This is a genomic window from Lysinibacillus sp. 1 U-2021, from assembly GCF_029916965.1.
GTDB lineage: Bacteria > Bacillota > Bacilli > Bacillales_A > Planococcaceae > Lysinibacillus > Lysinibacillus capsici.
On record NZ_CP123966.1, the window covers coordinates 3,947,464 to 3,968,651 of the forward strand.

Sequence of the window (21,188 nt, forward strand, 5' to 3'; positions counted from 1 at the left end):
AAAAGCTAAAGCATTTGCGCTCTAGCTTTCATTTCCTCGTCTTTTTCTTCTAAATATTTTTCTATGCTGGCCATCATTATTAACTTAGTATCATATTCAAGATTTAGAAGATATTCAGGTTTAAAACCGCGTTGAATATAGTGATGAAGAAAATAAAAATCATCATCACTATCAATTAGTTTTTTATAGCTTTAACTCCGCTTTTTTTATATCCTGCAAGTTCAAAGCCGATTTCAGATAGTAAAGCAATTTCACCTGGTTCAAAGATTTTAGATACGATTTCAGTTGGTAATGTGCAACCATACGCCTTTTTTAATTCTGGATCTTTTAAATTCGGCTCTACCATTGTGTTATATACCATATACTCGTCAGCGTCAGTATCATTGTTTTCATCTCTTGACATTTTCATAGTATCTACACAAAGGGATTTTTCAGGTTTACGCAAAACTACTTCAACGCCTAAACGTTCTACAAGTACAACCTCTGTAACATCATCCTTCACATGGTATTTTTCTTTCTCTTTCATCAAATCTGTAACTGTTAATCGTTTTTTAGTTGTTTCACTCATTCATTTCCCTCCGATGTACGTTTTAGGCTGTAATTGAATCAATAAGATCATAGTCTGCAAAACTAAATGGTAATTCTTCTGTGCCAATTGTTTTTTGAGCAAATTGCATAAGCATAAATTCACTAAATGTAACTTCATTAATAGCAATACGTTCTGTTCCGAACGCATCAGGATCAGCTAATTTACCTACAATATTTATCTCAGGAATAACACCTTTTTTAACTGCTTCTGCTAACAAATTCGCCCCTCGGCTATACACTTTCTTTACCTTTAAATTCCCTTCGCCTGTCCAACCTACCATTTTCTTATGTGTCGCCAAATCTTCGGCCATGTTGACATCTTCATAATCGATTGTCACTTTAGCCTCAAATTCTTCAACATCAAGCCATTTTTCATTGTTGATCCATGCGCTGCCAAATGATCCATTAATAACGCGATTAGATTTTATTTTTTTACTCATGTTTCAATCCTCCTTAAATCGCAATATCCATATCTAAGTCCTCGATTGCATCCACAATCTTAATGTTGCTACCTAAAAAGACGTTCTTTTTAAAGGACATTTCTTTTACTTTTTGATCATCCCAATCAGTAGTGTCCTCACCGATTGATTCCCAGGCCAAACGTTGTTTTTGTACATTTATTTCAGCTTTATTATCAAAGTTTGGATCAAGAATTTCCTCACCCTCTAAGCCGTCATAATAAGCGTTAATAGATCGGATAAATAACACCTGATTATCATAGATGTTGTTATGCTTACCGATATAATTCTTATCAAATACGGTGCGAATATCGTCTTTAATTAAATCCTGAACTTCCATTACTCGGATTGATTTAAAGTCCTCGGTCTTTTTCCCTGTCGTTGTTGTTAGACTGTTGACACCTCGTCCGATTTTAATGTTCTCACCATCGTTGATAAGGATTAATTCACCATCATCAACGGCCTTGTCAGGATCTTCGATTTCATTGATCGTATCAACTTCGTTTAACTCGTAATAAGTAGATGAACGAGTAAACGGTAGCCCTGCCATGATGCCAGCAATTCGTGCTGTATATTCTGCAGTCGTGTACTCTTTTTCACCAGCTTTAATTCCTGTTGTAGTGAAATTAATAATTCCCTCATGATCTGCTTCGTTATTTGGCAAAACTGCCTTAAACGTTTTTTTATTATTGTCACGCTTTGTTTTGATCCAAGTTGCAATGGTTGCTGTGTCCTTGTCTTCAATACCTGGAATGGCCAAGTAATTGAATCGTTTATTATTTAAGCGTGTTAATGCTGTATTGTAATCAATTGCCGTTGTTGGCAAACGCTCAATAATGATTTTGCTAGGTGTACCCATAAACGCTAGCTGAATGTAATCTAAGTTTTCGGGAGACCATGCATCAGTTTTTACTTCCTCAATGCTTTTGTACGTTACTGTATCAGCTGTTTGCACATCATCTTTTAGAACCAATGCAACAATTCCGAGCTGGCTTCGCTTAATCGCTGTAACGGCTTTACCAATAAACTCAATATTAATTTGTGGTAGGCCCATTCTTTAATCCCCTTCCTCATCATCCAATTCGCCCATAAGCTCAATTGGATATTTTTCATAAAAATCTTTACCATTTTTTATTTCATCTTCGATGTTGATTCCCGAACTAGGTTCACGGCCATCAAAGAATTGAAGATCAAATTCGAACTGCAACACACCATCTATTTCATCGAAATTAGGTTCGACTATATCCAAATGGCGATCATCTACAGAAAATTTAAGATCGAATAAATCAGCTAATGCTTCTTGAACATCTAACAATTCAATCGCGTTATCATTTTCATCTGTAGGAAAATAAAAAATGCGAACCGTACAAGACTTTTCAACTTGTGTTAAATAGCCCTCACGCTTCACATTATCTAATTCCACTTTAAAAGACGGCCGTGTAAATCCTTCATTAACTGATTTACTAAAAACATCAACATCAATAAAGTTTGACTGTAATTTATCATTAATTGCCGCCTTGATTTGCTTAAAAGTAATCATAATTTATTCTTCCTCAACAATTCATCTAGCCATTTTACTGTCTCTTTCTCTACGTCACCCGATGATTCAAATTCTCGCATACCTTTGTCCATTGGTTTTTTACCTGGTACAAAATCACCTGTTTTATTGCCCTCATGGTCTACCATCCAATGACCATCTTCCACTAAGTGTGCATGTGGTGAAGAATTATAAACACGGACAACAAGTTCGCCATGATAACCAACAAAAACTTTTCCTCGTTTCCACTTTTTGTGATACATTCCTGTTTTCTTTTTTACAAGACTTCGAGATTTTTTAGCTACAGTTGACCTTGCCTTTGAGCCAATTTTACGCATCAATTTCGGTGCCTCTTTTGGCACTTCCCTAGTGGCAACATTAAATAAATCTCTTTGAAAATCAGTTAAACCGTTCATTTGAATGCTCACTTCAACACCTCCTGGACAAAGATCTCAAGTGTCTCATTGCGAAAATAGGGATTGAGAATATATTTGATTTCAAACTCATGCCCTTTATACGAGATACGCATATCTTTTGTAATGTCTCGGCCCGCGTTATATCGCACGATGATTTTATGCGTGACATTCGTTAAAATCGTGTCAGCAACTTGCTTTTGCAATGAGCCTGTTTGTGGAATGATCGCTGCCCATATTTTTTTATCAGGTAGATATTCATAAACAGTTTCGTTCAATTCATTTTTTGTCTTTTGATTAGTGAGGATTTCAATTCTGTGTTTTAAATCACCAGGATTCATGTTCTCACCTCAAAGTAAATTAATAGAGTGCATATCTAAAATTGATTGAACAACCTTATTTACGTTATTATCCTTCACTGTGAAGATGCGATTTTCATACATTTCATTTGAAAGTACAAAAACAGCTATTGAAATATCTTCTTTGGTGTCTAGTTGTTCATCTGATAAACCTGTGTAGCCTTTTATATAAGCTTTTACAGCTGATAAGATAAGCGTAAAAGTTGAAAGGACATCTGAATCAGTTTCATCCTCTCGCGCATATTTTGCCAGTTCTCCTGGTGTAATTGCACTAACCTGCATCTGTTTTCACCTGCTTTTTTACGACAACTTCCTCTACATGGCCAGCTTGTAACAAGTCATCTGCCACATTCTTTGGTAGCACTTTTACTTCACCTTTTGACATCGTGACGCTACCCGAAAAGCTTACAAGTGCTTTTACTTTCATCCTGTCACCTCCAATAAAAGTAGCGTAGAGTATAGCCCCTACGCTGATTTCATAACTAATTTAGAGATTTTTTGTTCATTTTCAACCTTTGAATCAATTTCAATCCAGCCAACAACACCAATTGCATGTTGAGTAGCATATTTTTCACGTAGAATTTCAATCGAAACATTCTCAGAAAGTTTTACTGCAAGGCCTGACATGTCACCGTAGTAAATTGCTGTTTTTCCAGCTTCCATGCCTGACATATTATCCGATGTATAGACATCTTTCCCTAGTAAAGTATAGCCCCAACGAGCTGTGGCATCTTTGTTCAGTAGGTAGTTGCCTTGTCCATCTTTCAATTTTCGAATGGCTTTACGAGTAGTTTTATTCATGATCCAAATGGCATTGCCCTGGAAAGCATCAGGTACTTCTTCTTGTACATCAATCAATTCATCAGCTGTTAATACTGTAGCAGCTGCAGCAGTGACAGATTGCTTTACAGTTGAAAGGCCCGTAATCTTATTTGGTGTACCGTTTAACAATTGGTTTTCAATCCATTTTGCAATTGATTCAGCCATTTTCGCTACAACAAATGAAACAAGATCGAATTGTGAATTATTAACGAGTGACTTAGACACTTTACTTAATGCACCTGCTAAGAAGCCTTTTAACTCAATTGAAGTGAATCGTCCACTTGTAGATTCCAATTCAACAAATTCATCAGCATAAGCCATTTCGATTGTTCCTGCAGATTCATCATAGTAAGGAATACTTAATGATCCAGCAATGTTATAACGAGTTGCTAACTGATATATTGGTGAAATATCATATACCTTTTGAATGATCTTATTTGCAATACTGGAAGGAATTACGGCACCGTTTGCCCCTACAGTTAAATTAACATCTGCTCGTTCCTCGACTACACCACGAATGTAATTTTCGAAAGCGCGTGTTTCAGCTTCTTCTTGCGTACGTTGTTCAGCTTGTTTAGCAGGTAGTTTTTTGTCCAAAGAACGTGCTTCATCCAAAGCAGCGATTGTTTTATCAAGTCCTGCAATTTCTCTTTTAATTTCATCAAATCGAGTCGATTCTTGGTCAGTTAGTGCGCGTGTTTCTTCTTTGGCACCCTTTAGTAAATTATCCATTTCATCTAATAAGTTGTTGCGCTGTTCAACCAGTGACGGCATAGAACGTGTTTCAATAAACTTCTTAATATCTTTTTTCATGTTAGTTTCCACCTTTCAACTTTAAAAGCTCAATTTGTTTTTCATACAATGAATAATCAACATCTTTTTTAGAACGTGTTTCTTCTGAGCGATCTTCAATCTCAGCTTTAAAATCTGCTCCGCGAATTTCTGAAATCGCCTGATCTTCTCCGCGAGCTTCAATTGAAGTAGCAACATAAGCTGGCGTTTTATCTAAAATTGACACCTCTAATAACTCGATGTCCTCCAATGTGCGTTTCTGAATGCCATCTTCTCCGTCTTCCCACGATGGCTTGTTATCGACAAAACCAAATGACCAGCCTTTTAGCTTACCGTCTTTCGCCTTTTTAATGATTTCTTCATCAGACACATGAGCAATAGCACGTAAACCGATGTTATCCTCATACAACTGCAGGTTCCCCTCTTGTAATGATCCAAGCTTGCGGTTTTTATCATGATTGAATAATAGATCAACATTTTCAGCCTTATCCAAAGCTCTTTCAAACGTTTTAGCACGTATTTTTTCTTTAAAACGTCCTCTTGGTGAAGGTAAAATACGACTTTCACGCTCAACAGCATTCACGTAACCATCTAGCAACACTTGATTTTCTCTAATTTCAATCCTCAATCTCTTCACCTCCCTTCTCAGATACTTGGCCATTCTCTGAAATATCAGCAGTTTTATTTGTGTTAGGTGTGTAAATTGTCTTTGTTTTTGGATCGTACAAGACATCTTGCAAGCCTAATTTAATGAAATCTAGCCCAAGTGGCTCATGATCTTCTAAATATCGAATCTCGTCAATTTGCATCCAACCATTTTTAAGTGCGATTTCATAAGCTTTATAGCGCTTTTCAATATCACCTTTGACTAGCTCTTTCATATCGAATGCAAAATAAAAAGACTGCTCTTTTTCCGATGGAAGAAGCAAGTCTTTGTTCAATGCCGTTTCAATTGCTCGAATAATCGGCCATATGCAATTTTTAGTAAAGTTGTTATACACTTCTTCGTTGGCTGAGCCATCCAAAATGCTATCTGGTACTTTAAAAAGTTTATTTATTTCACTTGAATTGGTCTTTTTATTTTCATTCATCTGCATTTCAACCGATGTACTCGATGCCTCTTTGAAATCCAAGCCATTATTTAATACAACAATATTCTCTGTATTGTTCTTGTATAAATTGTTCCAGGCTGTTTTTAATTCCGCAATCGCATCCTTTGACAATCGTCCCAATGACTTTAAAAAACCTTTTTTATTACCGCCAGTTTTAACAAGTGATTCCTCAAAAACAAGCGTATTGTAAGCAACTGATAAAATTTTATTGTGATCCTTAATGATGCCGTTGCCTGTTACACCATCTTTTGAATTTCGAGCGATCTTTATAAATTCAAATTCACGATAGTTCACTCCATTAACGGAAATATCATAGCTTTTAAATATTGGATCAACACCAACTAGTACAGATACATTTCGATTTTCTACATAGTGAATACTTTCAACGTTATTTCTTTTTCGGTTGATAAATGCGTAACCTGCACCTTCCAATAAATAATCAGTTACTAAAGCTTTTTTAAACTGGAAGCCATCTAACGTATCAAGTGTCTCGTCATTTAGTAGAAAAACACGTTTATCTTCTTCAATTTCTTCAACTTTACCACTGCTTTCTTTGTGCAATTTGATAGGTAAAGTTGCAATAATATCTGAAATTAAATCTACACAGGTGCCAACACTAGGTATACTTAACGCTTGTTCCTTTGTTAAAACAGCATCCGTTAACCCTGCTTGCAGCAACAATTCATCCATTCCACTTTCGCGAAACTCCTGAATACGTTTATAATCACGCCATTCACGCCACTCTTTTATTAATCCCACAATCTCACCTCCTTAAATGACTTGTGCGCCCCAATCAGCATCAGGGTTAAAGATGACGTCATGCTGCAGTAAATAGATTGCATTGATTAGACTTACAACCATATCAACTTTGCCAGTGGATTTTTTCTTATTAACATAAATATTTTTGTTAGTATCCTCAGTGACTTTTGCATTTTGGAAGTTTTCTTCTAGCAATTCATTTTCAGTGTAATGGAATTCTTTGTTCATAATCTTCTCTCGTAATAGTTTTGTAGCTGGATGTAATACGCTTGAATGTTGTTTCACTTCTACAGTAACTAAACCTTCCTTTTCTAATTTCTGCGCTGTAGAAAGGCAGTTATAACGGTCATACGCTACACCCATAACAATGACATTGAATTGTTCTTCTATTTCCAGAACCTTTTGTTCAATAAAGCCGTAATCCACCGTCATATCCCCACAAGAAAAACATTTACCTGACTTAATGTGATCATAATAATTGATCTTCTCTACGCGGTTTTTATCAGGAATACGCTCAGTTGGTACAAAGGCGTAAGAATCCGCATATATTTGCATGTCTTCCTCTGTCACTATTGAGAATGAACAGTTATCATTCGTCATGGCCAAGTCTAAACCTACCCAAACTTGTCGCCCTGACCAATCGAAATCATCTATTTTACATTTCCGCAAGTCTTCCACATTTACATACGCTTCGCCACTATTAGAAGGTAAAAAGCGATTCATATGTTTACAAAGATATTCCTCGCGCTCTGAGGGCTTTTCTATGGCCGATTTACGGCTGTCTCGTATCTCGTTATAGTTTTCCTCAACTCTCAACGGATTGGCTTGTAATAGCCCTGTATCGTCCCATAAATGCTCGTCCTCAGCATAATAAAGCAGCGCGAACATGCGATCATCTTCAATAAACCCATTAAATACTTTCTTTGCGTACGCTAATTCTTCCAACATGATTGACTTATCTTCTGCATAGGCTGTTGTTAATTTAAAGCGTAATGGGTTTTTAACGTTTAATTGGCCCGATTTCATGGCATTTATATTTTTGTAATCTTTAAATGCACCCACTTCATCAGCGATAAAAGCACTTGGGCGGATCGAGTTGTTTCTATTCGCCTCTGCAGTACGTGCCTGGTAAAAACTATTTGTTAAAGTACATACAATTTTTCCACTTAACGTTTTTGGAATCACAAAGTATTTAGCAACACCTGGGCTGGCCATGATAATTTGAGTCATAGCCTTTTTAACTTCACCTGCAAGCTCACGGTCCAAACAAATAGAATAAAACTCCGAATAATCATCCTCAGTTAGCATTAAGATGATGATAATTAAGGCACAAATGAATGTCTTCGCATTCTTCCGAGGAATAAACAGCGTAATATCACGGTATCTAAACTTTTCTTTATCGTTTTTAAAGCGCCAACCGAATATATTGACAAGAAAAAAAGCCTGGAATCCTTCCGAGCCCTCTAATATTGTTTTCCCTGCAACGCCTAAACCTGTAGCAAAGTTAAGTAATTCCAATAGTCCTTCGATTTTTTCTATTTCGTCCATGTCAAAATAGTAATCAAACTCATCTTCATATTGCTTTTCTAAGTCTCTTAAAAACCAATTACACTGGATAATGACCTCTTTTGTTGTAATTTCTTTGCCTTTTACAACTCTTTCAGCGTATTTTACAGCCTTTTCGTATATCATTTCTTACCACCACGCAATACTTTTAACAGTTGATCATCTTCTTCAACTCGAACTTGGAAATTAATATTACCTAGCTTTGCTCGGCTTTGTGGCGACAGGCTTAATTCATTACAGCAACGGAAAAACTCTTTTGAATACTTATCTTTAGCACTCAATAAGTTACGATCTAAAAGCCTTTCAATATCCCTGTTAATGATTCGTTCAATTTGTTGTACTCGGTCAATGGCTACCGCACAAGTGCTTAGAATATAAATATCGAGATTCCCAAGAATCCCACTTGCTTGTAATTCCTTCACGATGAAATTGAAAATTTTCTTTTGCCTTGCATTCAAGTGTGTAGGAGGCAAGATTTCATCGGCAGCACCTTTTAATTTGTCTTCTGTTTGAGTACGAATTGCGATTTCTTCTTTCGTTAAATTCTTGCTCATTGTTTTCACACTTTTTGACGGTCTAGCCAATTTCCTCACCTCCTTAAAAATTTTCATTTAGGGAATTTTTTTAGAGCAAATGGGGGCAGTCGGTGTACAGGAATTTCAGATTTTTTCACCGAATACCTGGGGGGTACTCTCCAAAATAATATTTTTTAATTCTTTTGCAGGTATTGATCCCTTCTCTGCCAGCTCATGATGATAACGACACAACGATATAAGGTTGTCATCCTCTAGCCTCTTGTCCCATGCGTTAGCTATAGGCTCTATGTGATGCACCTCTAAGTCAGTGAAGTTATATTGCATCTGAGTATTGTATAAGTTGCGTAGACATACCTGGCATAGATGTTTGTCACGATCAGCAATGTGCGCTCGCTTATTCTTCCATGCCCTTGACCATCTGAATCTATCAATGTATGTGGTCTGCTTTGCGGCTACTGGCTTAGATGCACACCGTTGCCCGCGCTTATGAATACCACCACAATAAGCACAACTCTTTAGCATCTAACTACCTCGTGTTACAGGACACTCAATACCATTGTCGATACTATCTAATTCATCAGCCAATGCTTCAGTATGTTTAGCGATTGCTCGTAGCTTCAATTGCATTTTGTCAATGTTCATATCAACTGAAATGGATAATGATTTACTTGGCTTTTCATTTCGGTTGTTCACGTTGTTCCGATACTTGTGTAACTTCCACACGTCTACCAATGCGCCGTTACACTTTGGACATACACTTACTTCTCTGTATTCCTTTTTAGTACAGAATATCGTTTCACTATGTCCACATGATAAGCACTCTGCTTTGTGCTGATATTGTTTCAATTCCTCGTAAAACGGAATTTTTTTAAGGTCACTTTTATCTACTTGAGTAGGACCTGCAGGACCTTTACAAATAGGACAACTGATTCCATCAATACAATTACTTTTCACTTTAAATAAATGGTTATTATTTTCATAACACATAAGAACTATCATTGTTCATCCCTCCACAATTCATAGTTAATTGCATAATAAAAAGCCACACCTTGTTAGATGTGACTTTGTTTATCAATATATTTGAATAGTTAGGTTATCACTATAGATTTCTAAACATCCTGATGTATATTCCATATCGACATAACTAGCCCAATAAACTCCATATAACCCCAATGCTTTATAATTTTCTATTCCATTATCCTCCCAATGAATACTGACTTTATATTCATTGCTAGACCTTGTAATTGCAACTCGGAATATATCATCTAATAAACTTTTATCATTCTTCAACACTACCACTCTAGTGTCTAATACTCCTTCTTGATTATCAGATACATATTCATTTATAGCAGAAAAAGAACCCCTCAAATGATTCTGCATAATTTTCACCTCCTATCATCTACAATTGCAATTGTAAATGAACTAGAAAAGTAAGTATGTAATGTAATTTTGATAATAATACTAATAAAAAAGCCACACCTAGTTAGATGTGACTCCGTTTACTTTATTTCAATATATCTAAAATTACTTTAATATTATCTTCAGAACTAGATCCATTACTGCAATCTACATAAACAGTCTCTCCATAAAGTAAATGTCTATGCCAACCTTGTATTAAAGAATCATATAAATCTTGTAATTCTGTAGCACTCCACGTTTGGCCAACATATCCATTCCCTGCAGCAAACACTTCATAACTAACTGCGTAAAGCCCTTCAGATTTCTTCTTTAATGGATTCAAGTGTATAAAACCATCAAAATCAATAACTAACCTATTATGTTCGTTATCGTTCCCAAGATACAAAACTTTTTGTAGTTGTTCTTTAGTAAAGTATAATTGCTTTGGTTTATCTGTTCTATGAAGATTGATTGTCACATATGGTTCACCCATCGTATAGGAATCTTCATTGCAATTTACTTCCTTGCCCTCAACCAATATGGTTAATCCTAATTTTAATTTACTTATTTTAGCTGACTGATAGTTATCAAAAGTCTTGTCCCCTGGCAAAATCTCTTTGTTTTCTCTGTGTGAAACATCAATGAATACATTATTTTCATCTAGCCTATAAAGCAGATTAAAGTCTTCTATATCTATTGTATATAACATTAATTTTCACCTCCTTTATATTTAATCATAATTCGAATGGAATGATATGTCACCATTTGAAATATGAAGGATAATAAAAAGCTACACCCCATTATTAGGTGTAGCTCATGTAGTGTTGACGCCTAGCAAACGTCTATTAAGTTGTATCAATTGGAAGACTATTGATGTAAAGTAAATCCAATTACTCTACATATACACTATATTATATTTAAAACACATAAAAAAGGGCACGTTTTTGACATCTTATAGCTGAATACGCAGTCCATCAATACCAAAAATTAATACTGCAAGTGCATGTACCGCTTCTTTTAAATCCCTTCTAACAGTTCGTTCATTTAATTCATGAAGTTCTGCTATTTCTACATAAGTTTTTTTGTCTTCATAGATATAGAAATGCATTAATGTATTGTATTTACGCATCGCTTCTTTTCCCTGACGCTCGCAATCATTTTTATAAAAATCAAGCATCTTATCAATAAAGTTCATCATATTCATGGTTCTTGCACTACTTCGAGTAAGCGACTCTACAGATAGATACTCACCAGCAATTTCAAGGAATGGATCTTCTTCAGTCTCCACTTTATTTGTTTCTTTTAGTTCATCACAACGATTTTTGAAATTATGATAATTTCTTAATAACAATCGAGTGTTAAAAATTCGTCTGTCTTCTTTGATGCCAGCTATTTCATTCAGCATTTCTAATGCTTTACGCTTGGACTCTTTATCCAGTCTATCTCCTTCATCAACATTAATAAGCAGAATTGTATTTTGAATTTCTTTTATTTTCTCTCTTGTTACTTGGTTCATTTATGTTCACTCCTCTAAGAACCATATTTGGTGGTAAATTGTGATATAATACATTTGAGAATACTCAAAGGGCATAACCAATTCTGAGCTGTAGCGTGTAAATACGTTGCGGCTTTTCTATTTTTATTTACTAAGTAATTTCCTCATATTGTGCAGTTGTTTGTTGTATTCGTGTGAAATATATCAGGTTTTTTATGCTATAATTTACATACATTACATAAAGAGGTGATATTATGGAAAATAATAAATTAGTTTGTAAGACTTGTGGTAAGGATTCCTTTATAAGCGGTCAAGTTGGTGGTAATAGTAGTTCGGGTAATATAAGACCGATTGGTTCAAAAATGGCTTTTGGTTCACCAATTCTTATGACTTTTTGCAAAAACTGCGGAGAGATTGCATCACTCAAAGTTGCTAATCCTAAAAAATTCATATAAAACTTCTGTTTAGGGTCATTTCCAACCTAGTGACCCTTTTTCGTTTCTTTCTTTTCAACTAATCTCTGCTACGGTTTTATCAATCTTTTCTGGCAATTTCTTCTTTACTTACATAGTCAATACTCCGTTGAACGTAACAATGTTCACTTTTGAATTATTCATTTCTATGACGAACAATTTCAATTGCTTCGTTCAGTAATTCATCATCCATCGCTGGCAAATGCATCTTTTGAATATAAATTGACTAATACTACCGTAATTAAGAATTTAACCTTTTTTCTTGCTGCACAAATTCTTTCGATTAATACCCATACCCAAAATTGAAGTAATAGTTTAATCAATGAATTTCGTAATCACATAACTATGAGTAACTAAGTCACCGAGTGGTGTAATGATACCTCTAAGTTCATCTCCGTAATCCAACACGGACATCTCAACCCCATCCCTATTTCGATTATGAATTAATTCTCCAACACTTTTAAATGAGCTATTTTGATGATATTGAGAATCTAATACACTTCCATCTGCATTTAACATTTCAACCTTAACTGTACAAATTTCATCTAGTCTTTCGTCATTTGATGTTAAAAATATAGCGAACATTTTCATCCACCCTTCTAAACAAAATCTTTCGATTAACTAAATACTTATTACAATTCCTGTCCTAAAATTTCAATCATCATTTGTCCATCTGGCATAGGTTTTACTTCAACGATACTCATCACTTTAAACTTTAGCTTTCTACCACCTATCATCGTTATTGACTCCATCGTGCTGTATAAAGTAACTGGTTTATCAGTGATTAATGTATACGCTTCATAAGTTGCACCCTCACAAATCAGATCTTCATGAAGAGCCTCTTGTACTTCTAATAATCCATCCAATAAATAAGCATCGTTGATTTCGGGTTCTCTTGGTTGATTGTTTTCAATCGCTTCTTCCAATTCTCTTGAATAATCCTCAAGCATACCAACTAATGAATCAGTGATTTTTAAGGTTTTTTCGTGTTCCAAATTAATTCCTCCTACTGTATAAAATCTTTCGAATACCGTATTGCAATTAATTTACTCGATTGCTATTTCTCTAATCCTTTTTAATTTCTCAGCATTTTTATCTGCTAATGAATCAATATCTAGTGAGCAACTTCCCTGCTTGTAATTACCGTAAATCTGCATACCTATGCGGTTATTATCATCATTTACAAACGAAATTCCGTTAAATATCGCCCACTCGAATTCCAAACGGTCATAAAGATCACCAAACAGCGCTTCCCAACGTTCTTTGAAAAATAGTTGCATTGTATTCTCAATATCCTCTGCACATCCTACTTCCACTGACACTTCATCTTCACTGTGCTCATTGTTAATAGTGAACATAAGATGTGCTTTAATATTTGTTAGCTCAATTACGTTTTCTACAGCCATTCATATCCCTCCTGGTACTGATCAATATCTTTCAATCAAAAATAGTGCCAATTATCCTTGATCTGAAATGCACGTTACCGATAAAATTTTCATCTCCAGCCATAAAAGCACCCATGTGCATACTTACATCTTCATTCCAACCATCGTTCGAATCTACATCATCGAATATACGAATAATGTGACCGTCATAAATCTCTTTACCGTTCATATCTTCATAGCCACTATATTGTAAGAGCTTAAATTGATTTTCTTTTGCATGTTCAACTAACTCACCAAATCCCATTTCAAATGCCACGCTATTGAATGTGATTTGTTTGTTTTTGAAGTCAATCCATTCCACATCAACAATTTTTCCAGCACTTAAATGTGACTCATCAATGATTTTTGCACGAAACTTTATCTTATCCATAGCGCCACTCCTTTGCTGAACAATATCTTTCAATTAAGAACATCACTTATCGGCTCTCTAATAATGCTGTCATCTGCAATTTCGATTGGTGGCATTTCACCAATTCCAAAAGTAGCAATTTTTTCTTTCATTTCTACTAACATCTTATCTAAGTCATTTCTTTTAATTGCATTCACTAGCATTGGTGCAACAAAAGTTTCATAGTAATCTAGTGTACCTTCCCTTGTAGCAGCCATAATATGAGTGAGAAAGTTGTGCGGTAATGTTAATACCCGACTCCCTGTTGTTGTTTCAAAAACGATAACACCTTGTTCGTTGCTACCAGCACCAAATCTATACTTCCCTATTTTTATTTCATGCCCATAGAACGGAACCCACTGTTGCGGATAAGCTAACCAGAACTTTTTAAATTGGCCGTTTACCTCAATTTTCATGACCATACCCCTTTCTTCTGAACAAAATTAATTAGTATTTAGAACGGTATTTTTCCCTCGAATTCTTTACATGGCTCACTACAAAATTTAAGCGATCTTGTTTGATCATCAGTGATGTTAACGCCTTCAGGTATAACCTTCAAGCATATATAGCATTTCATTTCAGTCACGCGCATATCTTTAATGCAGCCATGAGAAATAACCAACTGATTTTTATTAATCGCTATATTGCAATCTTGATGCAAATGGAATCGGGTGTGTTTTTCATCTTGTTTTGCTGTTACATATACGGCATTCGTACTTTTCTCGATGACTTCTAAGCAAGCAAAGCATTCATGCTCTTTACGAGTCTTGACCATTTTCTTTTTGATGTTCTCTAACATGCTGCACCTCCTTTATTTCCTATCCGCTTCTTGTTTTTTCAATAGATTGTTATTTATAAATCTGTAGCAAAAATGTATGTCATGAAACAATTCTTCAAATTCCGTTGTTTTTTTGACAACGAAAAATTTCGAATCGCAAGTAATATCCAAATCTTGTAGTTGAAATGATTGTCCGTCTTGCAAATTTAAGAGTTGCTGAAAAACAGAATCATTGCTCTGAATATTTATGTCACAATCGAAGATGCTCAGTTGAGAAGCCACCATCACCTAACACTCCTTACGCTTCACTTTTTATTTTGTAGCGCTTATGTGAAACTACAGTAACGTCATATGTGCCATCAATATCTACAATGACTGAATTACTTAACACCTTACGGACAATACCCATGCGAGTTACATTAGTTTTTTTCTCTTCCCACTCAATGACGTCACCCATTTTTGCTTTTCCCAAAGTAATCACCCTTCCTTTACCTTTGTTTCTAAGTTGAGTGCAGCTAAATAATCAATTACAAATCCGTTCCTTGATTTCACACGGATACAATTTTCTCTAAAGAAGTCTAGTGAAATGGACTTTGAACCTCGTCCAGTTTCCTGATTTTCATATGCTTCTGCCAATTGCTCGAAGCGCAACACATAAATTTCAGGCTCATTTTTACCTTCTAGCCAAAATGCCACTAATAAAAACGCTACAGCTCGGTGTCTATGCCACGATTTCAGCGTCTGGTATTGATGCAGTGAGATGTTTTTCAATGGGAACCGTTTAAGCTTAGTTTCCTTTGCGTCAAAAATAATTGAATGGCCTTCATAAATTCCGTTATAGTCAACCCATGTCGCTGTATCAAGATGGCCTGATACCTTGTTTCCCTCAGTTTTTAGGATTTTTACTGGCGTAGGCACTTTTCTAATATCTGCTAACCAAGCATTGCGATATTGGTTATTTGTCATTTCTACGAGCATTTCTAGCTTTGCACCTCTATTAGCGTGACTTCTTGAATAATGTGTCTTCATATCGTTTCATCTCCTTGAATGTTAAAAAGCAATTCCTATAATTTTAGATTTTAAGAAAATGTTTTTCTAAAACTTGTTCGTCCAGTTCAAGCCATAAAATTTCTTCGTCCACTCTGCCTGATAAGTTAAGCAAGTGCACGGTACTTAGACCGCGCTTTTGCTTATCATCTCGACGCCATTTAGACCCACCTTTTACTACCGCTTCTTTTCCAGTAATAGAGATGTTATCGCATATGTTAATTACTAGTGGTTCGTTACAGATATACATTGATATTTCTTCATGCATTTGCATCAAATAAGTCACCCCTATCTGATTTTCTTAATACTCATAATGACAAAATCTTCTGGAAGACCGTTTTCTCCACCTTTTTGTAAGTAAATAACCTTCACTTCAATAAATCTCCCTGTGTACAGAATTTCATCACGATCAAATTCATTTATTTTTAAAATGTCGCCCACTCGGAAGCTTCTATTGTCAAAACCACACATAAATGTCTTCAAGCCTTTAACAATTTCTTCAAACTGTTCAATGTAGCTGTCTAATTCATGCGTCATTGGCTTTTCTTTTTGTTCAGACTCAATAATTTCCTGTCGTTTGGCTTTTGCTATTGCTGGCGTTAATGGTTTACCTTGCTCCACACTCTCTTGCACTGCTTCTTTTTGTGCCTCTTCTGGCAACCGTGATAGTTCGTAAGCTGTTGTGATATTGATATTCTCTTTCACAAATTCATCTTTTAGCTCAGGTGTTAGATTCTTGTTAATACTGTCCATTCGTTGCACTTGTGCAGATGATACGCCCATAAGGTTTGCTACAATCTCACGTTTTCGCCCTTCCAGTTGATAGCCCTCGCTTTGCATTTTTTGCAATAATTCATGTAGCCGTGCAGCCTGTTTTGTTTTTTCTGCATCTGTTAATACGCGAGTCGTTGAGTTAGCTAAAATGAGCTGTAATTCCGCTTGTATGTCATCAGTTGATTTGATGATTTTACAGGGGGCTTTTTCAAAATCACTATTTCCTTCGCTACGTAACTCCTGCATCGCTTTCAAGCGTCTATGCCCACTTATCAACTCGTATGCCCCATCATCTTTAATTCGCACTACTAGATTTTGTTGAAGTCCTAACAGCTCAATACTCGATTTAAGCTCTGACACATCATCTACGCTGTAACTATTTTTTGGTGAAGGCTTTATGCGTTCTAACTGTATGTGCTCAATCTTAAAAGCCACACTTTGCTTCTTTGATTCCGTGTTCATAAGCTGAGATAGATTGAATTTTGACATTTGCGTTCTCCTTTCGAAAAAATGTGCCCGAAACTATCACAATTACAATTTCAAATATTCATTTACTAGTGCTACATAATCCACACAAGCTGTTGACCGCTTCGCATATTCTAACAACGGCTTTCCAGTGAACGTCATTTCATCTACCTTTACTGTTTTTCTAATTCGCGTAGAAAACATCGGGTAACCTTGCTGTTCTAATAATTCTGCCCCTTGCTGATTCACGTTGTTGCGCTGATACATTGTGACAAAACATCCTGCAAAATGAATGTCGCTATTAAACTCACTTACATGGTCAATCTGCTCTAGAATCTGCTCCAACCCATCAAAAGCAAATTGATCTACCTTAATTGGTACTAAAACATCATCTGAAGCTACTAATGCATTTACCACTGTCATGTTGATATCTGGAGCATTGTCAATAATTACGTAGTCGTAACGATCTTTCACTGACTCTAGTTTTTTACGTAGGCGTGTTTGCTGTGGGCGTGATACATCCATCAAGATTTCTTTATTCGCACGTAATAAACTCATGTTGGCAGTGATAATGTCTAACCCTTCATAGCCTGTTTGCTGAATAACGTTATCCACATCTATATCCCTTACTGTTAATAACTCTGATAATCCATACTCACTATCAGGATCATAAAGCCCAAAAAATTTAGATGTATTACCCTGCTTGTCATTATCAATAAGCAGCACCTTTTTTCCATGTACCTTTACTAATATGTGAGCGATATTGATAGCCGAAATTGTTTTAGCTACCCCGCCTTTTAAATTAATAATGCTGATCGTCTTCATCATCTAATTTCCTTCTTTCTTTAGTTATGCTATCTATCCGCTTCATTCGTACATACAAGTAAGCCCCTGAAACAAAATCAGAAAACTTCACTTGCATGTCCTTGAATTGATAATCTTTGTGCCACTTTTCAAAAATTTCATGTGCTGATACTTCATCCTTAGCGATCTTCTCTGCACGTCTACGAGTCAACTTTTTATCCGCTACTGTAACAGTTGGTTGCTTTAGATTGCGAGATGGTGTATAACGTTTCATCGTTTTGCTACCTTTTTCTTTTGTGATATAACGAGCCATTCCCTCAAAACCAAAATCATCACTTTGCAATCGTCTTGACTGAGTACGTCCCCCACAATTCCACAACTTTTCAGCAATATCACGATCAGGAAAATTTGTAACCATGTGATGGTGAGCCCTTACCTTGTTGCCGTCTCGTGTATGCTCTGTCACATAGATATACTTCAATTTAAAATCTTTGTACTGCTCCTGCTTTTTTAGCCAATCCCTCATCCGTCTAATAAGATTGGTCATATCTTTTTTTGCCTGCTCAAAATCTACTGGCATTTTCCCTTGTGGGTAAGTGTACGTAAGCCAAATGTCCACATAATTTCTGAAATTTGCGTTAATAAGTCGTGTAACATGTTTCTTAGTGTTTTTATCATTCAGATTCTTTTGCGCTTGGCTACTCTCACTTTTCTTTTTACGTAAACCCTGTGGTACTTCCCAATAAGGGTAGGCTTCAATTTCCAATATTTCTCCACTCTTGATCGTTTTCACACGATACCCAGCTAAAGACTTGGCACGTAAACTCTCAATATGTTCTTCTCTACTATCCTTTTTCTCTATCGCAAACGAATCCTCATATGCTGCTAGTACATGCTTAATGTTGTGTTTTCTCTTCATGCGAATCTCTCTCCCCATGTTGTTAATAATCTATTATCCTTGTCATGTTTAAGGCATCGTCGTAAACCTAATATCTATTACAAGGACGCTAATTGACTAATTACCATGAGGGTTGCTATACTAGCATTAACGTGTTTGGCAATAGTCAAATAAAGCCGTACCTCTCATAAGTACGGCAAAGGTTTTAAGGTTTCTAACTATGTCCAGTAGTTAGTAATTGAGATCAAATTTTCAAGATTTACATGCTGTTTAATCGTTGGAGCGATTAAGCAGTTTTTTTTTGCCTTCAACTTGGGTTTGCATTGCGACTCACCACTGAAATCTTCTCGAACCGACTAGCAATCTCGGATAATTTGTTTCGTCGGTGCGCTTTAACCTGAGCATCTAATCGTTTGATGTAATCGGCTCTTTTTGAAAGAGCATCAATCAGCCCTATCCCCAAATCAAAATCCCCATTTTTAAAGTGATAATTAATCGCTGTTATTAAGTCCTTACGGCAAGCTATTTCTTTTGAAAGTTCTATTTCTAGACCTCTAAGACCACCACTTGAAATCACTTTTTTATTCATAAAATCCACAAATACTAGGTTTTGTAATGATTTTTCGTATGCGTGTTGTAGTTGTTCTAACATTCTCTTTCCTCCATTGCTTTAATTTTTTTCACCATGTAATTTGCATAGCGTGTTGATCTAAGGAGATAACTCCATAACCCGCTTCAATTAATAGCGATTTAAGAAAACCCTTAGTACGTGGATCACATAAAGGATCAACATTGTATATAAGTGTTTTACACCCTTCATTAGCAGTTTCTTCAATACCGTTTATCAAGGATTCAAACCCTTCGCTTTCCAAAATGTTTTGTTTAAATTTTTCGTAATTCTTTTCTGCTATTTTTGCCATTTCACTCGCTGGTTGTAGTTTCATAATTTTTAACCTCCACTTTTCTATCAAAAAACTAGGAAACAAATTTTACTTCTTTAATTTGAAGATCAGGATTTAGAATTTTAAAAATACTAATTTCTAGTTCCTGTGGTAACGTCACCTTGGATAAATCCTTGATGACGTTACCGTTTTTATCTCTATTAATAATTTTTTTAGCACTATCCATCCTTCATCACCCCTTCCAGAAATTTCTTAACGTTGCTACCGTCATATAAGCTATAAATTCGAATACATATACCGTCATCGGCTCGGTACCACAGCGCTTAGATTATGTACTGACCGATAATTAACTTAAAGTTAACTATCAGTCAAAAAAATTTATGCAGTAATTTGAATTTCGTCTAATTCAACATCGTATAACTTCGCTAAAGCATAAATAACCAATTCCTTAGCATTACAGTTATTTTCCCATTGTGCCACTGTTTGACGAGATACTCCAAGACGATCTGCTACATCTTGTTGCGTCATATTACGATTGACTCTAAGTGCAGCTAAAGAAAATCTTTTCATTGACTTTCACTCCTCTCACAATTCTATTAACACAAATATAATAAACTTAAAGTTAATAGTCAACACTTAAAGTTAATTTTTTTCACAAAATGTTAGAAAAGTATTTACCTAATATAACTAAAAGTTTATAATATTGATAGAAAGGAGGTGCTATATTGCGAACCCAAAGAGAAATTTTTGCAGATAACTTACAAGCACTATTAAACAGTCGTGACGTTAGCCAAAAGGTTCTTGCAGAACATTTAGGAGTTAGTGAAACTTCAGTATCTTATTGGTCCCGAGGTGAAAAATATCCTCGAATAGATAAAATACAAAAAATAGCTGACTATTTTAATATTACTATGCGAGATCTTATGGATGACAAAAGAAAAGTTAACACCTTAGATCGGCCAACTAATTTGATAGAAATATCTCCTGCAACCATAAAAATCCCTATTTTAGGCAAAATAGCTTGCGGTGATCCAATCACAGCAGAAGAAAATTTACTGGGCTATAGATATGAATCGCCTGACAATTTACCTAGTGGAAAACTCATATACTTACAAGCTAAAGGGGATAGCATGGAGCCAACCATTCCTAATGGTTCTTACGTTTTAATAAGGGAACAGCCAGAGGTTGAAAATGGAGAAATCGCTGCTGTACTGGTTAATGGTGATACAGAGGCAACTCTTAAAAGGGTAAAAAGGCAAGGTGAAACCGTTTTTTTAATGCCTGATAACCCTAAACACGAGCCTTACGTAATTAGCCCAGATAATCCAGCTCGAATCATTGGTAAAGCAATACGTTTCACACAAGATTTATAATTAATA

The 21,188-nt window shown here is 35.6% G+C and carries 36 protein-coding genes; 2 read left to right on the top strand and 34 right to left on the bottom strand.

The features are described from left to right. Positions 1 to 175 precede the first annotated feature (175 nt). The 18 genes from QH639_RS20885 to QH639_RS20970 all read right to left on the bottom strand — a co-directional run bounded on the left by QH639_RS20885 (position 176) and on the right by QH639_RS20970 (position 11,856). On the bottom strand, positions 176 to 568 hold the full coding sequence (locus QH639_RS20885) for a phage tail assembly chaperone (RefSeq protein WP_281115196.1): 393 nt from the start codon (positions 566 to 568) through the stop codon (positions 176 to 178). A gap of 22 nt (positions 569 to 590) precedes the next feature. Continuing rightward, entirely contained in the window at positions 591 to 1,028 is a 438-nt protein-coding gene (locus QH639_RS20890) for a phage tail tube protein (protein ID WP_281115197.1), read from the bottom strand. A 13-nt stretch (positions 1,029 to 1,041) separates the two neighbouring features. Continuing rightward, positions 1,042 to 2,100, bottom strand: coding sequence for a phage tail sheath subtilisin-like domain-containing protein (locus QH639_RS20895; protein WP_281115198.1), 1,059 nt, complete (start codon positions 2,098 to 2,100; stop codon positions 1,042 to 1,044). Between the two features lie 3 nt (positions 2,101 to 2,103). Continuing rightward, positions 2,104 to 2,586, bottom strand: a complete 483-nt coding sequence (locus tag QH639_RS20900) for a phage tail terminator family protein (protein ID WP_281115199.1) — start codon at positions 2,584 to 2,586, stop codon at positions 2,104 to 2,106. Then, positions 2,583 to 3,011, bottom strand: a complete 429-nt coding sequence (locus tag QH639_RS20905; RefSeq protein ID WP_281115200.1) for an HK97 gp10 family phage protein — start codon at positions 3,009 to 3,011, stop codon at positions 2,583 to 2,585. The genes QH639_RS20900 and QH639_RS20905 overlap by 4 nt, the downstream gene beginning before the upstream one ends. Further along, positions 3,008 to 3,337, bottom strand: a complete 330-nt coding sequence (locus tag QH639_RS20910; protein WP_281115201.1) for a phage head closure protein — start codon at positions 3,335 to 3,337, stop codon at positions 3,008 to 3,010. The genes QH639_RS20905 and QH639_RS20910 overlap by 4 nt, the downstream gene beginning before the upstream one ends. A 9-nt stretch (positions 3,338 to 3,346) precedes the next feature. Continuing rightward, positions 3,347 to 3,637: a head-tail connector protein gene (locus tag QH639_RS20915; protein ID WP_281115202.1), complete on the bottom strand. Its 291-nt coding sequence runs from the start codon at positions 3,635 to 3,637 to the stop codon at positions 3,347 to 3,349. Then, positions 3,627 to 3,782, bottom strand: coding sequence for a hypothetical protein (locus QH639_RS20920; RefSeq protein ID WP_281115203.1), 156 nt, complete (start codon positions 3,780 to 3,782; stop codon positions 3,627 to 3,629). The genes QH639_RS20915 and QH639_RS20920 overlap by 11 nt, the downstream gene beginning before the upstream one ends. Before the next feature lie 38 nt (positions 3,783 to 3,820). Next, a complete protein-coding gene (locus tag QH639_RS20925; protein WP_281115204.1) occupies positions 3,821 to 4,990 on the bottom strand; it encodes a phage major capsid protein in 1,170 nt (389 codons plus the stop codon). A 1-nt stretch (position 4,991) separates the two neighbouring features. Further along, the gene (locus tag QH639_RS20930) at positions 4,992 to 5,597 is read right to left on the bottom strand and encodes an HK97 family phage prohead protease (RefSeq protein ID WP_281115205.1); all 606 of its coding nucleotides are present in this window, start codon (positions 5,595 to 5,597) and stop codon (positions 4,992 to 4,994) included. Further along, the gene (locus tag QH639_RS20935; RefSeq protein ID WP_281115206.1) at positions 5,587 to 6,840 is read right to left on the bottom strand and encodes a phage portal protein; all 1,254 of its coding nucleotides are present in this window, start codon (positions 6,838 to 6,840) and stop codon (positions 5,587 to 5,589) included. Before QH639_RS20935 ends, QH639_RS20930 begins: the two co-directional genes overlap by 11 nt. A 12-nt stretch (positions 6,841 to 6,852) precedes the next feature. Then, positions 6,853 to 8,532: a terminase large subunit gene (locus QH639_RS20940; protein WP_281115207.1), complete on the bottom strand. Its 1,680-nt coding sequence runs from the start codon at positions 8,530 to 8,532 to the stop codon at positions 6,853 to 6,855. Further along, the gene (locus QH639_RS20945; RefSeq protein WP_107921682.1) at positions 8,529 to 8,990 is read right to left on the bottom strand and encodes a P27 family phage terminase small subunit; all 462 of its coding nucleotides are present in this window, start codon (positions 8,988 to 8,990) and stop codon (positions 8,529 to 8,531) included. Before QH639_RS20945 ends, QH639_RS20940 begins: the two co-directional genes overlap by 4 nt. Positions 8,991 to 9,065: 75 nt before the next feature. Then, entirely contained in the window at positions 9,066 to 9,464 is a 399-nt protein-coding gene (locus tag QH639_RS20950; RefSeq protein WP_281115208.1) for an HNH endonuclease, read from the bottom strand. Continuing rightward, positions 9,465 to 9,941, bottom strand: coding sequence for a hypothetical protein (locus QH639_RS20955; protein ID WP_281115209.1), 477 nt, complete (start codon positions 9,939 to 9,941; stop codon positions 9,465 to 9,467). A gap of 72 nt (positions 9,942 to 10,013) precedes the next feature. Then, positions 10,014 to 10,322 (bottom strand): hypothetical protein, encoded by a 309-nt coding sequence (locus tag QH639_RS20960; protein WP_281115210.1) that lies wholly within the window; start codon positions 10,320 to 10,322, stop codon positions 10,014 to 10,016. Between the two features lie 124 nt (positions 10,323 to 10,446). Continuing rightward, positions 10,447 to 11,049, bottom strand: a complete 603-nt coding sequence (locus QH639_RS20965) for a hypothetical protein (RefSeq protein ID WP_281115211.1) — start codon at positions 11,047 to 11,049, stop codon at positions 10,447 to 10,449. A gap of 243 nt (positions 11,050 to 11,292) precedes the next feature. Further along, on the bottom strand, positions 11,293 to 11,856 hold the full coding sequence (locus tag QH639_RS20970; protein WP_281115212.1) for a hypothetical protein: 564 nt from the start codon (positions 11,854 to 11,856) through the stop codon (positions 11,293 to 11,295). A 233-nt stretch (positions 11,857 to 12,089) separates the two neighbouring features. Between QH639_RS20970 and QH639_RS20975 the strand changes: the two genes are divergently transcribed. Continuing rightward, positions 12,090 to 12,290 carry a hypothetical protein gene (locus QH639_RS20975; protein WP_004225113.1) on the top strand — a complete coding sequence of 67 codons (201 nt, stop codon included), beginning with the start codon at positions 12,090 to 12,092 and terminating at the stop codon, positions 12,288 to 12,290. Positions 12,291 to 12,623: 333 nt separating this feature from the next. On the opposite strand, the gene QH639_RS20980 is transcribed toward QH639_RS20975, so the two are convergent. The 16 genes from QH639_RS20980 to QH639_RS21055 form a co-directional block, all read right to left on the bottom strand. Then, the gene (locus tag QH639_RS20980) at positions 12,624 to 12,893 is read right to left on the bottom strand and encodes a hypothetical protein (RefSeq protein ID WP_131522224.1); all 270 of its coding nucleotides are present in this window, start codon (positions 12,891 to 12,893) and stop codon (positions 12,624 to 12,626) included. A gap of 47 nt (positions 12,894 to 12,940) precedes the next feature. After that, positions 12,941 to 13,303, bottom strand: coding sequence for a hypothetical protein (locus QH639_RS20985; protein WP_131522223.1), 363 nt, complete (start codon positions 13,301 to 13,303; stop codon positions 12,941 to 12,943). A 51-nt stretch (positions 13,304 to 13,354) separates the two neighbouring features. Beyond that, positions 13,355 to 13,714: a hypothetical protein gene (locus tag QH639_RS20990; protein ID WP_281115213.1), complete on the bottom strand. Its 360-nt coding sequence runs from the start codon at positions 13,712 to 13,714 to the stop codon at positions 13,355 to 13,357. Between the two features lie 31 nt (positions 13,715 to 13,745). Next, positions 13,746 to 14,123: a YopX family protein gene (locus QH639_RS20995; RefSeq protein WP_281115214.1), complete on the bottom strand. Its 378-nt coding sequence runs from the start codon at positions 14,121 to 14,123 to the stop codon at positions 13,746 to 13,748. Between the two features lie 29 nt (positions 14,124 to 14,152). Further along, positions 14,153 to 14,557 (bottom strand): hypothetical protein, encoded by a 405-nt coding sequence (locus QH639_RS21000; protein WP_281115215.1) that lies wholly within the window; start codon positions 14,555 to 14,557, stop codon positions 14,153 to 14,155. A 38-nt stretch (positions 14,558 to 14,595) separates the two neighbouring features. Beyond that, the gene (locus QH639_RS21005; RefSeq protein ID WP_281115216.1) at positions 14,596 to 14,940 is read right to left on the bottom strand and encodes a hypothetical protein; all 345 of its coding nucleotides are present in this window, start codon (positions 14,938 to 14,940) and stop codon (positions 14,596 to 14,598) included. A gap of 277 nt (positions 14,941 to 15,217) precedes the next feature. Next, complete coding sequence (locus QH639_RS21010; protein ID WP_281115217.1) at positions 15,218 to 15,391, bottom strand: DUF2187 family protein; 174 nt, start codon at positions 15,389 to 15,391, stop codon at positions 15,218 to 15,220. A 5-nt stretch (positions 15,392 to 15,396) separates the two neighbouring features. Then, entirely contained in the window at positions 15,397 to 15,948 is a 552-nt protein-coding gene (locus QH639_RS21015; RefSeq protein WP_281115218.1) for a Holliday junction resolvase RecU, read from the bottom strand. A 43-nt stretch (positions 15,949 to 15,991) separates the two neighbouring features. Next, positions 15,992 to 16,240 carry a hypothetical protein gene (locus QH639_RS21020; protein ID WP_281115219.1) on the bottom strand — a complete coding sequence of 83 codons (249 nt, stop codon included), beginning with the start codon at positions 16,238 to 16,240 and terminating at the stop codon, positions 15,992 to 15,994. Between the two features lie 14 nt (positions 16,241 to 16,254). Next, positions 16,255 to 17,229 carry a ParB/RepB/Spo0J family partition protein gene (locus tag QH639_RS21025; RefSeq protein WP_281115220.1) on the bottom strand — a complete coding sequence of 325 codons (975 nt, stop codon included), beginning with the start codon at positions 17,227 to 17,229 and terminating at the stop codon, positions 16,255 to 16,257. A gap of 42 nt (positions 17,230 to 17,271) precedes the next feature. Further along, positions 17,272 to 18,033, bottom strand: coding sequence for a ParA family protein (locus tag QH639_RS21030; RefSeq protein ID WP_281115221.1), 762 nt, complete (start codon positions 18,031 to 18,033; stop codon positions 17,272 to 17,274). Next, positions 18,008 to 18,928, bottom strand: a complete 921-nt coding sequence (locus QH639_RS21035) for a rolling circle replication-associated protein (RefSeq protein WP_281115222.1) — start codon at positions 18,926 to 18,928, stop codon at positions 18,008 to 18,010. Before QH639_RS21035 ends, QH639_RS21030 begins: the two co-directional genes overlap by 26 nt. A 286-nt stretch (positions 18,929 to 19,214) precedes the next feature. Beyond that, a complete protein-coding gene (locus QH639_RS21040) occupies positions 19,215 to 19,559 on the bottom strand; it encodes a hypothetical protein (RefSeq protein WP_281115223.1) in 345 nt (114 codons plus the stop codon). A gap of 28 nt (positions 19,560 to 19,587) precedes the next feature. Then, positions 19,588 to 19,851 carry a hypothetical protein gene (locus QH639_RS21045; RefSeq protein WP_281115224.1) on the bottom strand — a complete coding sequence of 88 codons (264 nt, stop codon included), beginning with the start codon at positions 19,849 to 19,851 and terminating at the stop codon, positions 19,588 to 19,590. A 31-nt stretch (positions 19,852 to 19,882) separates the two neighbouring features. After that, positions 19,883 to 20,035: a hypothetical protein gene (locus tag QH639_RS21050; RefSeq protein WP_281115225.1), complete on the bottom strand. Its 153-nt coding sequence runs from the start codon at positions 20,033 to 20,035 to the stop codon at positions 19,883 to 19,885. A gap of 152 nt (positions 20,036 to 20,187) precedes the next feature. Continuing rightward, positions 20,188 to 20,379 (bottom strand): helix-turn-helix transcriptional regulator, encoded by a 192-nt coding sequence (locus QH639_RS21055; RefSeq protein ID WP_257520597.1) that lies wholly within the window; start codon positions 20,377 to 20,379, stop codon positions 20,188 to 20,190. A 152-nt stretch (positions 20,380 to 20,531) separates the two neighbouring features. Between QH639_RS21055 and QH639_RS21060 the strand changes: the two genes are divergently transcribed. Next, on the top strand, positions 20,532 to 21,182 hold the full coding sequence (locus QH639_RS21060) for a LexA family protein (protein ID WP_257522554.1): 651 nt from the start codon (positions 20,532 to 20,534) through the stop codon (positions 21,180 to 21,182). The last annotated feature ends 6 nt before the right edge of the window (positions 21,183 to 21,188 follow it).

Excerpts from the sequence above, each read along its gene's own strand:
- QH639_RS20950 (WP_281115208.1), bottom strand. The coding sequence starts at position 9,464 with ATGCTAAAGAGTTGTGCTTATTGTGGTGGTATTCATAAGCGCGGGCAA.
- QH639_RS21030 (WP_281115221.1), bottom strand. The coding sequence starts at position 18,033 with ATGATGAAGACGATCAGCATTATTAATTTAAAAGGCGGGGTAGCTAAA.
- QH639_RS20980 (WP_131522224.1), bottom strand. The coding sequence starts at position 12,893 with ATGTTCGCTATATTTTTAACATCAAATGACGAAAGACTAGATGAAATT.
- QH639_RS21005 (WP_281115216.1), bottom strand. The coding sequence starts at position 14,940 with ATGTTAGAGAACATCAAAAAGAAAATGGTCAAGACTCGTAAAGAGCAT.
- QH639_RS20885 (WP_281115196.1), bottom strand. The coding sequence starts at position 568 with ATGAGTGAAACAACTAAAAAACGATTAACAGTTACAGATTTGATGAAA.
- QH639_RS20995 (WP_281115214.1), bottom strand. The coding sequence starts at position 14,123 with ATGGATAAGATAAAGTTTCGTGCAAAAATCATTGATGAGTCACATTTA.
- QH639_RS21050 (WP_281115225.1), bottom strand. The coding sequence starts at position 20,035 with ATGGATAGTGCTAAAAAAATTATTAATAGAGATAAAAACGGTAACGTC.
- QH639_RS21040 (WP_281115223.1), bottom strand. The coding sequence starts at position 19,559 with ATGTTAGAACAACTACAACACGCATACGAAAAATCATTACAAAACCTA.
- QH639_RS21000 (WP_281115215.1), bottom strand. The coding sequence starts at position 14,557 with ATGAAAATTGAGGTAAACGGCCAATTTAAAAAGTTCTGGTTAGCTTAT.
- QH639_RS21055 (WP_257520597.1), bottom strand. The coding sequence starts at position 20,379 with ATGAAAAGATTTTCTTTAGCTGCACTTAGAGTCAATCGTAATATGACG.
- QH639_RS21025 (WP_281115220.1), bottom strand. The coding sequence starts at position 17,229 with ATGTCAAAATTCAATCTATCTCAGCTTATGAACACGGAATCAAAGAAG.
- QH639_RS20940 (WP_281115207.1), bottom strand. The coding sequence starts at position 8,532 with ATGATATACGAAAAGGCTGTAAAATACGCTGAAAGAGTTGTAAAAGGC.
- QH639_RS20900 (WP_281115199.1), bottom strand. The coding sequence starts at position 2,586 with ATGATTACTTTTAAGCAAATCAAGGCGGCAATTAATGATAAATTACAG.
- QH639_RS20915 (WP_281115202.1), bottom strand. The coding sequence starts at position 3,637 with ATGCAGGTTAGTGCAATTACACCAGGAGAACTGGCAAAATATGCGCGA.
- QH639_RS20920 (WP_281115203.1), bottom strand. The coding sequence starts at position 3,782 with ATGAAAGTAAAAGCACTTGTAAGCTTTTCGGGTAGCGTCACGATGTCA.
- QH639_RS20910 (WP_281115201.1), bottom strand. The coding sequence starts at position 3,337 with ATGAATCCTGGTGATTTAAAACACAGAATTGAAATCCTCACTAATCAA.
- QH639_RS21020 (WP_281115219.1), bottom strand. The coding sequence starts at position 16,240 with ATGCAAATGCATGAAGAAATATCAATGTATATCTGTAACGAACCACTA.
- QH639_RS20975 (WP_004225113.1), top strand. The coding sequence starts at position 12,090 with ATGGAAAATAATAAATTAGTTTGTAAGACTTGTGGTAAGGATTCCTTT.
- QH639_RS21015 (WP_281115218.1), bottom strand. The coding sequence starts at position 15,948 with ATGAAGACACATTATTCAAGAAGTCACGCTAATAGAGGTGCAAAGCTA.
- QH639_RS21045 (WP_281115224.1), bottom strand. The coding sequence starts at position 19,851 with ATGAAACTACAACCAGCGAGTGAAATGGCAAAAATAGCAGAAAAGAAT.
- QH639_RS20990 (WP_281115213.1), bottom strand. The coding sequence starts at position 13,714 with ATGGCTGTAGAAAACGTAATTGAGCTAACAAATATTAAAGCACATCTT.
- QH639_RS20925 (WP_281115204.1), bottom strand. The coding sequence starts at position 4,990 with ATGAAAAAAGATATTAAGAAGTTTATTGAAACACGTTCTATGCCGTCA.
- QH639_RS20895 (WP_281115198.1), bottom strand. The coding sequence starts at position 2,100 with ATGGGCCTACCACAAATTAATATTGAGTTTATTGGTAAAGCCGTTACA.
- QH639_RS20960 (WP_281115210.1), bottom strand. The coding sequence starts at position 10,322 with ATGCAGAATCATTTGAGGGGTTCTTTTTCTGCTATAAATGAATATGTA.
- QH639_RS20890 (WP_281115197.1), bottom strand. The coding sequence starts at position 1,028 with ATGAGTAAAAAAATAAAATCTAATCGCGTTATTAATGGATCATTTGGC.
- QH639_RS20970 (WP_281115212.1), bottom strand. The coding sequence starts at position 11,856 with ATGAACCAAGTAACAAGAGAGAAAATAAAAGAAATTCAAAATACAATT.
- QH639_RS20965 (WP_281115211.1), bottom strand. The coding sequence starts at position 11,049 with ATGTTATATACAATAGATATAGAAGACTTTAATCTGCTTTATAGGCTA.
- QH639_RS21035 (WP_281115222.1), bottom strand. The coding sequence starts at position 18,928 with ATGAAGAGAAAACACAACATTAAGCATGTACTAGCAGCATATGAGGAT.
- QH639_RS20955 (WP_281115209.1), bottom strand. The coding sequence starts at position 9,941 with ATGATAGTTCTTATGTGTTATGAAAATAATAACCATTTATTTAAAGTG.